The organism is Brucella sp. NBRC 12950 (assembly GCF_030268145.1).
In the GTDB taxonomy this organism is placed as follows: Bacteria; Pseudomonadota; Alphaproteobacteria; order Rhizobiales; family Rhizobiaceae; genus Brucella.
On record NZ_BSQC01000004.1, the window covers coordinates 50,278 to 62,656 of the forward strand.

The window sequence follows — 12,379 nt, forward strand, 5'->3', positions numbered from 1 at the left end:
AGCATGAGCTGTGTTTCTCTATCTGGCAGCACCTCTTTGCATTGTGCTCGGGATTTATCTGCTGACCCGCGGCATTCCCATTCTGTGGGGTGTGATGATGCCAGCGATTCGTCATCGCTTTAGAGCCGACAGCCGGCCACATGTCTTTCATTTGCCAAAAGCGGGACAGTACACAGTCAGCATCGTCTTTCCCCCACTGACTGTTCTGACGGGAACCGCTTATTTCTCGACGCAGTTTGCGATCAGGTCACATCCAACCAACACGCCAATCGCCTATCGTTCTACAAGCCGTTCTCTTTTCAGCGTCAGACGGACGGATATGCAGGGCTATGCTTCTCATGCCCTTGGTAATTTTGAATGCACGATACCCGGCGATTACGAAATTACCTGTCTTACGCCTGAAAAAATCCGGCCAAATTTTCAGCTGGAAATATCGCCTCATATTTCCTTTCTGAAACTCGCGCCTGTCATCATAGGAGTCATTCTGGCAAGCGGATTGAGCATCGGCGGAACGATTATCTTCGTGCTCTTGCTGGCAGACAAAATTTGATAATGTCAGACAGCATTTCTGATTGCTGCGAGCAGCTTTTCTTCACCAGGACGTAAGGTCAGCACCCGCACGCCATTCGACGTGACAGCGACGGTATGTTCAAACTGCGCTGACAATTTTCCATCGCGCGTCACAACTGTCCAACCGTCTTTTTCGGTCTTTACCTTGGCTGTGCCCTGATTGAGCATCGGCTCGATGGTGAACACCATGCCTTCACGCAGACGCTCACCCGTGCCCGGCTTGCCAAAATGCAGAACCTGCGGCTCCTCATGCATTTCACGACCAATGCCATGGCCGCAATATTCACGCACCACGCTGTAATCATGACGCTTTGCGTGACGCTCGATAGCATAGCCAATATCGCCCAGCGTAGCGCCAGGACGCACGGCAGCAATACCCTTCCATAGTGCCTCATAGGCCACACGCACCAAACGCGAAGCAAAGGGAGCCACTTCACCGACCATATAGGTTTTGCTGGAATCAGCGATATAGCCGTCCTTCTCAAGCGTAATGTCGAAATTGATGATCTCACCATCGGTGATGATTTCGCTATCTGATGGCATTCCATGGCAGACGACTTCATTCCTTGAGGCATTGAGCACATAAGGAAAATCATACTGCCCTTTGCTTGCAGGCCGCGCCTGTAATTCGCGGGTGATATAATCCTCGACCAGATCATTGACCTGCATCGTAGTCAGGCCAGCAAGCGGTGTATGATCGAGAAGTGTAAAAACGGACGCCAGCAGCGCGCCTGAAGCCGCCATTTTTTCCACCTCGGCAGGTGTCTTTGTCATGATGATTGTACCACCAGAACGGGAAGCTCGACCTGTGCCGCGCGTAACTGCCTCTGCACGATTTCATTGAAGGACAGTTCCGGATTTGCCTGTGCCAACATACCGATTTTCATCCAGTATTCAGCCTGCGCATTGATCGAACGGCACATGACATCACTTGCCTTGCGCAATTCCTCATGCAGTTCATCGCTGATTTTTACGATACCCATAATACTTTCCAGTTCGATATATATGAAACATATATAAACCGTATAGCGAAGCCTATCAAGACGATCCAATCTCAGTCAGACGATCTAAACCATTTGCTTTTAGTATGGCGCCATACTATATGGCGACATATGGAAATTATCGAGCAAAAACATCACGCCCTTCTGGGTGAACTGGAACGCCGCAGCAGCCCGTCTGCTGACGCGCTGAAAACCTGTTTTGAAATCCTGTCGCTTGCCGCTGCAATTGACCACGATTGTGCCAACAGGCTTGCCCCCCACAAGCTTTCCGAAGGCAAGTTTGTTCTGTTGTTTCTTTTGCAGAATGCGCCTGATGGCCTTTCACCACACGAGCTTTCAGAGCGTGCTGGCGTGACACGCGCGACTATTACCGGCCTGCTTGATGGCTTGGAACGCGATGGCTTTCTCAAGCGCCATGCGGACACGCAGGATCGCCGCAAACTGACGATCAGGCTGACATCCGAAGGAGCGCGATTGGCGCAACAGCTTTTCGTTGAACATACAACATGGATTGCGAGCCTGATGAGCGATCTTTCCGCCGATGAACAAGCGGTGCTCAGCACATTGCTGCGCCGTATTTTCAGCCGCACGGATGCGGGACGAAAGTCATGAGCAAATCGCCGCTGAAAATTTCCGATATCTCGGCCGAACGACTTTCTGTGTTACACAGCGGAACGGTTGAAACGACCGTACTGACCGAATGTCTGGCGATTGACTTTGCGAGCCTCATGCAAAACGCATTTCCGACTATTGGTCAGGATGCCTTGCAGACAATGCATGAAGCCAAAGATCTTGGCATTTCACGCCGCATGATGCTGGCAGCACAGCTTTTGCTCGCAAGCACTGGCGGTCAAGCAATCGGTTCTCTGAGTGCTCATCCGTCAGATACTGTGCGCGGCTGGGCCTGTTTTGCCATCGGCCAGTTAGAAAGCCTTTCTCTTTCAGAACGTCTGAAGCTCATACGCCCACTCGCAGATGATCCACATTTTGGCGTGCGCGAATGGGCATGGCTCGGTCTTCGCGAGCATATTTCTTCTGAGATTGACCAGACGATCCAACTGCTTACGCCATGGACTGCCGATCCGTCCCCCTATATCCGGCGATTTGCCTGCGAAGCCACCCGCCCGCGTGGCGTTTGGTCGGCACATATCAAAAGCCTGAAAGAAGCCCCTGAAAAGGCTTTGTCAATTCTGACACCACTTCGCGCCGATCCCGCACCTTATGTGCAGGATTCGGTCGCCAACTGGCTCAATGATGCGGCCAAAAGCCGACCCGAATGGGTCAAGGCGCTTTGCGCAGACTGTCTTGAAGCAAGCACAAATCCCGCGACTGCACGTATCTGCAAACGCGCACTCCGTTCCTTTTCTAAATAACTTCCCGGAAACGACATGACCCATTATCTCGCAGAACTCTATTCACCCAAGGCAAGCTGGCTGGCACTTGATCTTAAAGGCAGGCAGGCTTTCTTTGAAAAGGTCGGTGCTGGCATGGGCGGTCTGGCCGAACGTGGTATCGAGGCTCTGGCCCTGGGTCCTGTTGACCCAACCAAACCTTATGCGCCGAAGCAGAGCTTTTTCGCGATTTGGCGCTTCCCGGATGAGATGGCTCTCGACATGCTGATTGCCGGAATCACCGCCACCGGTTGGCATGATTATTTTGATACCGTCAATGCAGCAGGTGCTGGCACCGATCTTGGTGGCCATATCGCCCAACTGGCGGGAGTGCCTTTCAAAGAAGCCGCCTGATCTGATCAACCACGACCATAGATGCTTCCTTTCAGAGCACGATCTGAGAGGGAGCATTTTTCTTATCCACACATCCTCACAGCTGATCCCGCTTGACTCTTGGCGGACTCGATTCAATACTAGAACATAAAGTGAACAAATAGCATTCCAATAAAAGCGTGAAGCAGTTTACGTCTGGAATTGCATCCTTACAAACACAGGGTTTTGAACGTGAGCGGCATCGACATCACGGCGTTGCGGCGCATGGTTACGGCCATCGAAGGCAATGCCTCACAGGCGAGTTTTACAGACGAGACCGGAACAGGCTGCGGGCGTGCAGGCAGTTTCACGCTCGGCCTTGCCGAAGCTGATGATGCTTTTCCGCATGGCCTGAGAGGTGATGCACTTCATGAGGTTTTTGCTGAAAACCCCGGTGCACATATGGCCGCTACCGGTTTCGCACTGGCAATGGCTTTGCGTGCATCCCCTTCAAGAAGACCAATCATCTGGATTGAGGAAGAAAGCGCTTCAAGCGAATATGGCGGGCTTTATCCGCCGGGACTTCATGCCTTCGGAATCAATCCGTCACGGCTGCTGATCGTGCGCTGCCCCACCGCTCAAGATGTTTTAAAAGCAGCAAATGATGCGCTTGAAGAGGCAAGCGGCAAGGCTTCGAACCTCATTTCCGGCGTGGTCGCCTCGGTGAGCGGCCAGCCTAAATGTCTCGACCTGACCGCCTCGCGTCGCCTGCTTTTGGCAACCGAAACCGCACACTTGCCTGTCATCCTGCTCAGGAGCCACCGGACAGGAGTGCAGAGCGCTGCCGTCAGCCGCTGGCGGGTGGCGCCTGCATCCTCCCGCTCCAGCGGAGCGAATGCACCCGGAAAGCCGGTTTTTTCCGCAATTCTGGAACGCAATCGACACGGCACCTGTGGGCAATGGATCATGGAATGGAACAATGAAACCCTTGAATTTGCAACAGCCGAACAGAACGGCAGATCGCGTGTTCCTCGCCCTCTGGTTTCCGTTTCTGCCGACCGACCGGCTTCGCAACAACATTCAGCATGATGGCACAGAAAAACTGCCGCTTGTCGTCACCGAGCGCACGGCCAATGCGCTGCACCTGACGGCAGTGGATGCTACAGCTGCAAAGCTCGGTCTTTTCCCCGGTATGGCGCTGACCGATGCGCGAGCGCGGGTGGAAAGGCTTGACGTTGCAACAGCCGCACCAGAACGCGATGCAGCGTTGCTCAAGCGTCTTGCCCATTCGTGCGAACGCTACACGCCGCTTATAGCCTTCGACGAGCCGCATGGGCTGATGCTCGACATCACCGGCTGCGCACATCTTTTTGGCGGGCTTGCTGCCATGCGTGAGGACGCAATCATGCGGATTGAACGTGCTGGCCTGAACATACAGGCGGCAATGGCTGACAACAGCTTTGCCGCACGGCTTCTGGCGCGCGGAACTCGCGGCGGCGTCTTCAGCAAGGCTGGTGTCGACCATTTTTTACCACGCCTGCCGATCAGCTCTCTTGAACTGAACGAGGCTGCTGAGACGGGCCTTAAACGCGCCGGGCTAAAGCGCATTGGCGATGTGATGGCGCTGCCCCGCGCAGCCTTGACTGCGCGTTTTGGAACCGACCTTGCCACCAAACTTGACCGGCTGGCACGACAGGAGCGCGCACCGATTTCGCCCCTGCGTATCGTGCCGCTCAACATTGCCGAACGCCGCCTGTCCGAACCAGTGACCGCCATGGAGCTGGTCGAACACATTCTGCAAGAACTGGCGCAGGAGCTGTTTGCACTTCTTGAAGTCGAGGGAAAAGGGGCGCTGCTGATCGAAGCATCCTTCTTCCGTGTCGACGGTGAGGTGCGCCATATCCGTATCGAAACTGGCCAGCCTTTGCGTGAAGATCGGGTATTTCTCAGGCTGGCGCGGGAGCGGCTCAAGGCTCTCACCGATCCGCTTGATGCCGGTTTTGGCTTCGACATGATGCGCCTGGCAGCACTTCGCAGCGGAGCAATCGCCCAGCGCCAGACAGGGCTTGATCAGCATGAAGAAGATGAAGCTGGCTTTAGCCAGTTGATCGACCGGCTTTCTGCGCGGCTGGGGCAGGAGCGTGTACTGGTTTCCTTCTCGCGCAACACGCATATTCCCGAACGTGCTTTTGGGCTGCGCCCTGCCCTGCAAATCCGCAAAAGCGAAGGCGATTATGAAAGCAGCCCAACACTTCCCGATGATCCGCCCGCGCGACCAATCAAACTGTTTCGTCCGCCGCAGCCAATAGAGAGTATTGCAGAAGTACCCGACAGTCCGCCGTCGTTTTTCCTGTGGCGGCGTGTGCGTCATCATGTGCGCCTTGCCGAAGGGCCGGAGCGGATCGAACCGGAATGGTGGCTTTCCATCGGTCATGATGTGCCGCAGCTGCGCGATTATTACCGCGTGGAGGATGATAACGGCCAGCGCTTCTGGATTTTCCGCGAAGGGCTTTTTGACGGCTTGAATCATCCGCGCTGGTTTTTGCATGGGCTGTTTGCGTGATGTCCCGCTATTTTGAAATGGCGGTGGCCAGCAACTTTTCTTTCCTGAGTGGCGCATCGCATCCACAGGAGCTGGTCTTGCAAGCCCACGCGCTCGGGCTGTCCGGTATCGGCATTGCTGACCGCAACACGCTGGCCGGTGTGGTTCGCGCCCATGCTGCGTGGAAAGATATTCGCGACACATGCGACTTCCGTCTGTTCATCGGCTGCCGCCTTTCCTTCATCGACGGCACGCCAGACATGGTCGTCTATCCGCGTGATCGCGCAGCCTATGGACAATTGTGCCGCCTGCTGACGGATGGCAAACACCGCGCTGTCGCCAAGGGAGAATGCCATCTTGAATGGGGCGATCTGCTGTTTCGGGCGCGGCAGTTTCAGATCGCAGTCTTTGCTCCCGATGAAGATGATCCGGATTTTGCTGTACGTCTGACGGAGATCGCACAAGCCGCTCCCGGCTCTGTCTGGCTGGCGCTGACCATGCCGCATCAGGGTCATGACGGACGCCGCGCAGAGCGCATCGCACGCTTTGCAGCGGAAGCGAATGTGCCGTTGCTTGCCACCAATGATGTGCTTTATCACCATACGGATCGCCGTGCGCTGCAAGATGTGCTGACGGCAACACGGCATTACACAACGGTTTTCGCGGCAGGGCGATTGCTTGAAAAGAACGCCGAGCGGCATCTCAAGCCGCCAAATGAAATGGTGCGCCTGTTCCGCAATTACCCGGCAGCGATTGAGACAACCGCCGATTTCGTGACCCCCATCACCTTCCGGCTTGATGAGCTGAGTTATGATTATCCAGATGAGCCAGTGCCACCGGGCAAGACTCCGCAACAGCATTTGCATGATCTGACATGGGAGGGTGCTGCACAGTTTTATGGCGCGGATAGCATACCGCAGAAGGTGCAAGGACTGATCCGTAAGGAACTGGCACTGATCGAACAACTGCAATATGCGGCTTACTTTCTCACCGTCCATGACATTGTGAGCTATGCCCGCGACCAAAAAATTCTGTGTCAGGGGCGAGGATCAGCAGCCAATTCCGTTGTCTGTTTTTGCCTTGGCATAACCGGAGTCGACCCGGCAGAAGTGGATCTTCTGTTTGAGCGTTTCATCTCCGTCGAACGAAAAGAACCGCCGGACATTGACGTCGATTTCGAGCATGAGCGGCGCGAACAGGTGATGCAATATGTCTATAATCGCTACACGAGAGACCGTGCGGCGATTGTCGCGACCGTCATCAGCTATCGCTCGCGCAGCGCCATCCGTGATGTCGGCAAGGCGTTGGGTCTGACTGAAGATGTGACGGCCGCACTTGCCAACACGGTCTGGGGCATATCGGGCGGCGGTATCGACAAGGAACATATCCGGCAGGCAGGGCTTGATCCTGATAATCCCATCATCCGACGTGCGGTCGAACTGGCGCTGGAGCTGATCAGTTTTCCACGGCATCTGTCGCAGCATGTGGGCGGGTTTGTGCTGACGCGTGACCGTCTGGACGAGACTGTGCCAATCGGCCCGGCGGCAATGGACAAACGCTCTTTCATTGAATGGGACAAGGACGATATCGACGAAGTCGGTCTAATGAAAGTCGACGTGTTGTCGCTCGGTATGCTCACCTGCATCCGTAAGGCTTTCGACCTCATTCATACGCACAAACCACAGCTTTATGGTGGCGAAAAGCTCACACTTGCCACTCTGCCGCGTGAAGACAAAGCCGTTTACGACATGCTTTGCAAAGGCGATTCGGTCGGCGTGTTTCAGGTTGAAAGCCGCGCACAGATGAACATGCTGCCGCGCCTGCGCCCACGAAAATACTACGATCTTGTCATTCAGGTCGCCATCGTCCGTCCCGGTCCTATTCAGGGCGACATGGTGCATCCTTATCTGCGAAACAGGAAGCACCCGGAGAGTATAACTTACCCCGCCCCCTCTCCTGAACATGGCGATCCGAACGAACTGAAAAATATACTATCAAAAACAATGGGCGTGCCGTTGTTTCAGGAGCAGGCCATGCGCATTGCCATTGAGGCCGCTCACTTTACTCCAGATGAAGCCAATCTGTTGCGTCGTGCCATGGCGACCTTCCGCAAGATGGGCACCATCCACACCATGGAAACGAAGATGATCGATGGCATGGTCAACCGTGGCTATGATCGGACCTTTGCCGAGAATTGCTTCAACCAGATCAAAGGCTTCGGTGAATATGGCTTTCCGGAAAGCCATGCCGCAAGCTTTGCGCATCTGGTTTATATTTCCGCATGGATCAAATGCCATCATCCAGAGGTGTTTGCGGCAGCGCTTCTCAACTCACAGCCTATGGGGTTTTATGCGCCAGCGCAGATCATGCGCGATGCCTGTGAGCATGATGTGAGGGCATTGCCTGTCGATGTGAACTTTAGTCAGTGGGACAATATTCTGACAGAAACGCAGGACGGGAAACTTGCGCTTCGGCTCGGCTTTCGTCAGGTCGACGGGTTTTCCGAGCGCAACGCCGAGCTCCTTATGGCTGGCCAGCATGACTCTTATCGCAGCATTGAAGACATGCACCGCCGTCTGCGGCTAGACCGGCGCACATTCACTCTCCTTGCTGATGCCGACGCTTTCGGCTCACTCGACATTGACCGCCGTGCCGCATTATGGGCCGTGCGACGTCTGCCCAATGATGAAACATTGCCGCTGTTTCGTGCCGCCGAAACAAGCGAACTGGCGGAAGAACCGCGCACGAAACTTCCTGAAATGGCTGCTTCCGAACATGTGATTGCCGACTATGAAACAACCCGGCTCTCGCTTAAAGGCCATCCGCTGCAATATCTGCGTGAAGGATTTTCTGCGGAAGGTGTTTCCACCTGTCGGGCCGTGCAGGAAGGCAAACAAGGAAGCCGCATGAAGGTTGCGGGCATTGTGACCGTGCGTCAGCGCCCCGGTAGCGCCAAGGGTGTCGTTTTCCTCACCATCGAAGATGAAACAGGCATTGCCAATATCGTCGTCTGGCCAAAGATCATGAAGACCTTCCGCCGCGAAGTGATGGGGGCACGGCTTATTCTTATTGATGGGCAGGTTCAGCGCAGCCCGGAGGGCGTCGTACATCTGGTGGCGGCAAAAATTCAGGATCGTTCAGCTACACTCATTGAGATGAGCGGACGCGAACCGCAAAGGCTCATTGCGCCCTCACAGACGACCGCACGTCATCCGCGTAATGTGAAGATTATGCCGAACTCACGCGACTTTCATTAGGATTGAAATCACGTCCCGACAACAAAAACCGCACAATAATGAAGTGCTGCGCCGACCACGACAAAGCCATGCCAGATGGCATTTTGAAAACGCAGCCGCTCCCAGACGTGGAAGATCACGCCCAGCGAATAGACCATACCGCCTGCAGCGATCAGCCAGAAGACGGCAGGCGGTAGTGATTGCACCATGGTGTCATAGACCATGACGCCACTCCAGCCGAGCGCCAGATAAAGCAGGATCGATAGACGATCAAAGCGTCCAGGCATGAAGAGTTTGAGAAAGATACCGACAAACGCCACGCTCCAGACGAAGAGAAGCAGCGGCAAGGCGCGATCACCCATATGCATGGCAAAAGGCGTATAAGTGCCAGCAATCAAGAGATAAATGGCCGAATGATCGAAACGGCGCAGAAACCATTTTGTCGGCGAAACCGGCCAGATATTATAAACTGCTGAAATCCCGAGCGCACCGAGAAGACTTGCCAGATAGACACTCGAAGAAATCGAAGTGGCTGCCGACATGTTCGGTAGAAAATAGAGCAACATGGCAATAGCACCGGCAAGCGCCAGAGCAACACCCAGCACATGGATGACGCCATCGGCCCAAAGCTCAGCCCGATCATATTTCCATTTAATTGGATAAGGCAGTTTTACATCCATCTTCCGCGCTCATGTCTTCTAAAGGTGGGAACCGGTTTTGGGATAAACCGCGACACGCTTTTGTTAAGACAGCAAACTGCCATCGCTTTGCAGCGTCAAGATGACAGTTTGTCGGATGAACTTATTGCGCGGAAGGCGTATAGGAAGCCTGAATCGGTGCGACACCCGGCAACGGAGCGGCAGCTGCATCTGGCAGAGTTGTCGTTTCGGATGACACCGCTGCGGCATCGCGGGTTGGACCACTACGCTTCCAGCTGCCATCAAGTCCGGTTTCCTGCAATAATCCCTTGCGCTTGGCATCATAGTAATAACCGCGCGCATAGAAACGAACAGCCTGGCTTTCGTCTCCACCTGCAACCTTATAGGCGCCGGAGAGGTAACGAACCGCATATTTCAGGTTCGTCTCAGCATCGAGAAGGCCCTTGGCATTGCCCTTGTAGCCCATACCGCGCGCGGTTGGATGACTGATCTGCATCAGACCCCAATACGGTCCATTACGCGCACCCGGATTAAAACGGCTTTCGCGATGCACCACGCGGCGTACCAGACGCTCCGGCACATCATAGGCAACAGAATATTTGGTAATCAGTGCGTCGAGTTCTTCCGGTGCGTGATCAGGTGTTTCAAATGCCATATTGGCAGCCATGGAGGCTGGAGAGGCTTCCGCCTGCGCACCAGCATAAGCCATCATCGGCTCGGACTGACCGCGAATGCCCGGAATCGGTACATTGGTAGGAAGAACCGGGTTTTCGAGCGATGCCACTGCCTGCGTTCCATCAGCAGGAGCAGTCGCGTCAGCAACTGCGGTGGCGCCTGCGGCTGGAGTTGCCGTGTCGCCCGTTGCAGATACGGTTGCGGTCGTCGTTGAATTTTCAGTCGGCGAAATCAGCGCGGTCTTTGCAGGCTTTCCGTCATTTGTCGTGTTGCAGGCGCTGAGAGCAACTGCACAACCGAGGAGGAGAGCACCTTTAAGAAAGGTCATAGAAAGCGGCTTTGATGGAGCTTGTGTGCGCATGAGTGACCGATCCTATGAATCGAAATCTTGTTCGATGCGTTTTTCGAGTTCAACCAGATCAGCTGGCAGAGGCATACCTGTGGCTTTGAGCGTGTTAAGCTTCTCACGAACCGTTTCACGAATCTCATGAACGTCCTGCGGCTGGTTTACCATCTGCTCAAAAAGCAGGGCGATTTCCGCTTTAATGTCCTCGAATGCCATAAGACCCTCTTGGCTTGAGCGGTCCGTTTTGCGGCCCGTTTCAGACAATATTCTTTCAATCGATGACAGTCATGTACCACGCAAAATACGCAAAGCGGAAGCCCAGAACGTCAAAGGCGCGTCAAAATGAATATTTCAAAGCGTAATAGAACGATTTCAAGCCTCACAGAATGCGAGGAAGCATCGTATCTATCGCATTGAATTCATGTGCAAAAATTCCTAAGTCGTCAAAACCGAGACCACCATCGGGATCAAACAGATAAATGCTCATCCAGATGAGCGCACATGACAGCAAAATCGCCAAAATCGTCAGAAGCAGAAGGCGGCGACCGAGAGCTGCCTTCTGGCCCGCTCCCTCAGGTGGGTGCTTATTCATATTCAATCGTCATTCGTGGCATTCAAATCTTCTGGCGGTGTACCATGTTCTGGCTCTGCTGCAAGATAGCCCTGATGCACAAGCGCCTTTCGGAGAATGAGAATAATTGCCTCAGTCTGATTGAGGCCCGGATGCGTCTCATGAATGAAACGTTCGAGAGCGTCATGCACGTCAGTGGGGAGATAGGTGCTCATCGTTCCTCCATTATCAGAGCGCTTTCCAATGAGGCCAGCGCCCTGTCTTTCGTTCTTATCATTACCTTGTACAAAACTGATGCGCAGTTTTCACCCAAATGCTCGGAGCCCCCTAAGCCAGCCTAGACGACCTTTACAGAAATCGACCTAACGCCGCCTACTGCGCCTTCGAGAAGATCACCACGCTGGACAGGTCCGACGCCTGCTGGTGTGCCTGTGTAAATAAGATCGCCCGGTTGAAGCTCAAACAGAGACGAAAGATAAGAAATCGTTTCGGCAACCTTCCAGATCATCTGATTAAGATCGCCCGACTGGCGGGTTTCTCCATTAATTTTCAGAGAAATTTCAGCCGATTCGGGATGGCCGATTTCCGATACGGGCACAATGGCTGAGCATGGCGCGGAATGCTCAAAAGCTTTCGCCACTTCCCAAGGACGACCCGCCTTCTTTGCAACGGCCTGCAAGTCACGGCGCGTCATGTCGATGCCGACTGCATAACCATAAACATGGTCCAGTGCCTGTTCGACTACAATGTCCTTGCCGCCTTTTTTGAGGGCCACGACCAGCTCAATCTCATGATGCACGTCTTCTGTCTGCGGCGGGTAGGGAAAATCACCGCCTTCAATCACAAGGCTATCCGGGTTTTTCTGGAAGAAGAAAGGCGGATTGCGCGTTGGATCACCACCCATTTCAATCGCGTGATCGGCATAGTTCTGACCGACACAATAAATGCGATGCACGGGAAAACGCGCTTCGATTCCCTTAACCGGCACGAAAGGCTGCGGAGAAGGCGCGAAAACATAGTTTGTCATGAAAGGCTGATCCCGTGAGAATATAACTGATATTGAATATCATGCAGGC

General features: G+C 54.2%; 15 protein-coding genes. 7 read left to right on the top strand and 8 right to left on the bottom strand.

Features of this window, described 5'->3' with window-relative positions; genetic code table 11:
- The first annotated feature begins 10 nt into the window (after positions 1–10).
- On the top strand, positions 11–550 hold the full coding sequence (locus QSJ70_RS07620; RefSeq protein WP_285535561.1) for a hypothetical protein: 540 nt from the start codon (positions 11–13) through the stop codon (positions 548–550).
- 5 nt (positions 551–555) lie between these two features.
- On the opposite strand, the gene map is transcribed toward QSJ70_RS07620, so the two are convergent.
- Positions 556–1,344: a type I methionyl aminopeptidase gene (gene map, locus QSJ70_RS07625; protein ID WP_285535563.1), complete on the bottom strand. Its 789-nt coding sequence runs from the start codon at positions 1,342–1,344 to the stop codon at positions 556–558.
- On the bottom strand, positions 1,341–1,553 hold the full coding sequence (locus QSJ70_RS07630; protein ID WP_285535565.1) for a ParD-like family protein: 213 nt from the start codon (positions 1,551–1,553) through the stop codon (positions 1,341–1,343). Before QSJ70_RS07630 ends, map begins: the two co-directional genes overlap by 4 nt.
- A gap of 129 nt (positions 1,554–1,682) precedes the next feature.
- Here QSJ70_RS07630 and QSJ70_RS07635 point away from each other — a divergent pair, with 129 nt between their 5' ends.
- The 6 genes from QSJ70_RS07635 (at position 1,683) to QSJ70_RS07660 (ending at position 9,073) form a co-directional block, all read left to right on the top strand.
- Positions 1,683–2,183 (top strand): MarR family winged helix-turn-helix transcriptional regulator, encoded by a 501-nt coding sequence (locus QSJ70_RS07635; RefSeq protein ID WP_285535567.1) that lies wholly within the window; start codon positions 1,683–1,685, stop codon positions 2,181–2,183.
- Complete coding sequence (locus QSJ70_RS07640) at positions 2,180–2,944, top strand: HEAT repeat domain-containing protein (protein WP_285535568.1); 765 nt, start codon at positions 2,180–2,182, stop codon at positions 2,942–2,944. Before QSJ70_RS07635 ends, QSJ70_RS07640 begins: the two co-directional genes overlap by 4 nt.
- A gap of 15 nt (positions 2,945–2,959) precedes the next feature.
- The gene (locus QSJ70_RS07645) at positions 2,960–3,316 is read left to right on the top strand and encodes a DUF6616 family protein (RefSeq protein ID WP_285535570.1); all 357 of its coding nucleotides are present in this window, start codon (positions 2,960–2,962) and stop codon (positions 3,314–3,316) included.
- Positions 3,317–3,526: 210 nt separating this feature from the next.
- On the top strand, positions 3,527–4,363 hold the full coding sequence (locus tag QSJ70_RS07650; RefSeq protein WP_285535571.1) for an ImuA family protein: 837 nt from the start codon (positions 3,527–3,529) through the stop codon (positions 4,361–4,363).
- Positions 4,299–5,837, top strand: coding sequence for a Y-family DNA polymerase (locus QSJ70_RS07655; protein WP_285535931.1), 1,539 nt, complete (start codon positions 4,299–4,301; stop codon positions 5,835–5,837). The genes QSJ70_RS07650 and QSJ70_RS07655 overlap by 65 nt, the downstream gene beginning before the upstream one ends.
- A complete protein-coding gene (locus QSJ70_RS07660) occupies positions 5,837–9,073 on the top strand; it encodes an error-prone DNA polymerase (RefSeq protein WP_285535585.1) in 3,237 nt (1,078 codons plus the stop codon). Before QSJ70_RS07655 ends, QSJ70_RS07660 begins: the two co-directional genes overlap by 1 nt.
- 8 nt (positions 9,074–9,081) lie before the next feature.
- Here QSJ70_RS07660 and trhA read toward each other — a convergent pair whose 3' ends face one another.
- From trhA to QSJ70_RS07690, 6 genes are all read right to left on the bottom strand, one after another.
- Positions 9,082–9,732 (bottom strand): PAQR family membrane homeostasis protein TrhA, encoded by a 651-nt coding sequence (trhA, locus tag QSJ70_RS07665; RefSeq protein ID WP_007873029.1) that lies wholly within the window; start codon positions 9,730–9,732, stop codon positions 9,082–9,084.
- Positions 9,733–9,853: 121 nt separating this feature from the next.
- Entirely contained in the window at positions 9,854–10,747 is an 894-nt protein-coding gene (locus QSJ70_RS07670; RefSeq protein ID WP_231193633.1) for a lytic transglycosylase domain-containing protein, read from the bottom strand.
- Positions 10,748–10,759: 12 nt separating this feature from the next.
- Positions 10,760–10,948, bottom strand: a complete 189-nt coding sequence (locus QSJ70_RS07675) for a hypothetical protein (protein WP_007873027.1) — start codon at positions 10,946–10,948, stop codon at positions 10,760–10,762.
- Between the two features lie 163 nt (positions 10,949–11,111).
- Positions 11,112–11,324, bottom strand: a complete 213-nt coding sequence (locus tag QSJ70_RS07680; RefSeq protein WP_285535592.1) for a hypothetical protein — start codon at positions 11,322–11,324, stop codon at positions 11,112–11,114.
- 2 nt (positions 11,325–11,326) lie between these two features.
- Positions 11,327–11,518 carry a hypothetical protein gene (locus QSJ70_RS07685; RefSeq protein WP_007873025.1) on the bottom strand — a complete coding sequence of 64 codons (192 nt, stop codon included), beginning with the start codon at positions 11,516–11,518 and terminating at the stop codon, positions 11,327–11,329.
- A gap of 122 nt (positions 11,519–11,640) precedes the next feature.
- Entirely contained in the window at positions 11,641–12,330 is a 690-nt protein-coding gene (locus QSJ70_RS07690; protein WP_285535594.1) for a fumarylacetoacetate hydrolase family protein, read from the bottom strand.
- Positions 12,331–12,379 lie beyond the last annotated feature (49 nt).

What these genes read in the sequence shown, in the direction of transcription:
- QSJ70_RS07635 (WP_285535567.1), top strand. Translation starts at nt 1,683, where the DNA reads ATGGAAATTATCGAGCAAAAACATCACGCCCTTCTGGGTGAACTGGAA.
- QSJ70_RS07670 (WP_231193633.1), bottom strand. Translation starts at nt 10,747, where the DNA reads ATGCGCACACAAGCTCCATCAAAGCCGCTTTCTATGACCTTTCTTAAA.
- QSJ70_RS07685 (WP_007873025.1), bottom strand. Translation starts at nt 11,518, where the DNA reads ATGAGCACCTATCTCCCCACTGACGTGCATGACGCTCTCGAACGTTTC.
- QSJ70_RS07690 (WP_285535594.1), bottom strand. Translation starts at nt 12,330, where the DNA reads ATGACAAACTATGTTTTCGCGCCTTCTCCGCAGCCTTTCGTGCCGGTT.
- QSJ70_RS07645 (WP_285535570.1), top strand. Translation starts at nt 2,960, where the DNA reads ATGACCCATTATCTCGCAGAACTCTATTCACCCAAGGCAAGCTGGCTG.
- trhA (WP_007873029.1), bottom strand. Translation starts at nt 9,732, where the DNA reads ATGGATGTAAAACTGCCTTATCCAATTAAATGGAAATATGATCGGGCT.
- QSJ70_RS07640 (WP_285535568.1), top strand. Translation starts at nt 2,180, where the DNA reads ATGAGCAAATCGCCGCTGAAAATTTCCGATATCTCGGCCGAACGACTT.
- QSJ70_RS07630 (WP_285535565.1), bottom strand. Translation starts at nt 1,553, where the DNA reads ATGGGTATCGTAAAAATCAGCGATGAACTGCATGAGGAATTGCGCAAG.
- QSJ70_RS07660 (WP_285535585.1), top strand. Translation starts at nt 5,837, where the DNA reads ATGTCCCGCTATTTTGAAATGGCGGTGGCCAGCAACTTTTCTTTCCTG.
- QSJ70_RS07680 (WP_285535592.1), bottom strand. Translation starts at nt 11,324, where the DNA reads ATGAATAAGCACCCACCTGAGGGAGCGGGCCAGAAGGCAGCTCTCGGT.
- map (WP_285535563.1), bottom strand. Translation starts at nt 1,344, where the DNA reads ATGACAAAGACACCTGCCGAGGTGGAAAAAATGGCGGCTTCAGGCGCG.
- QSJ70_RS07675 (WP_007873027.1), bottom strand. Translation starts at nt 10,948, where the DNA reads ATGGCATTCGAGGACATTAAAGCGGAAATCGCCCTGCTTTTTGAGCAG.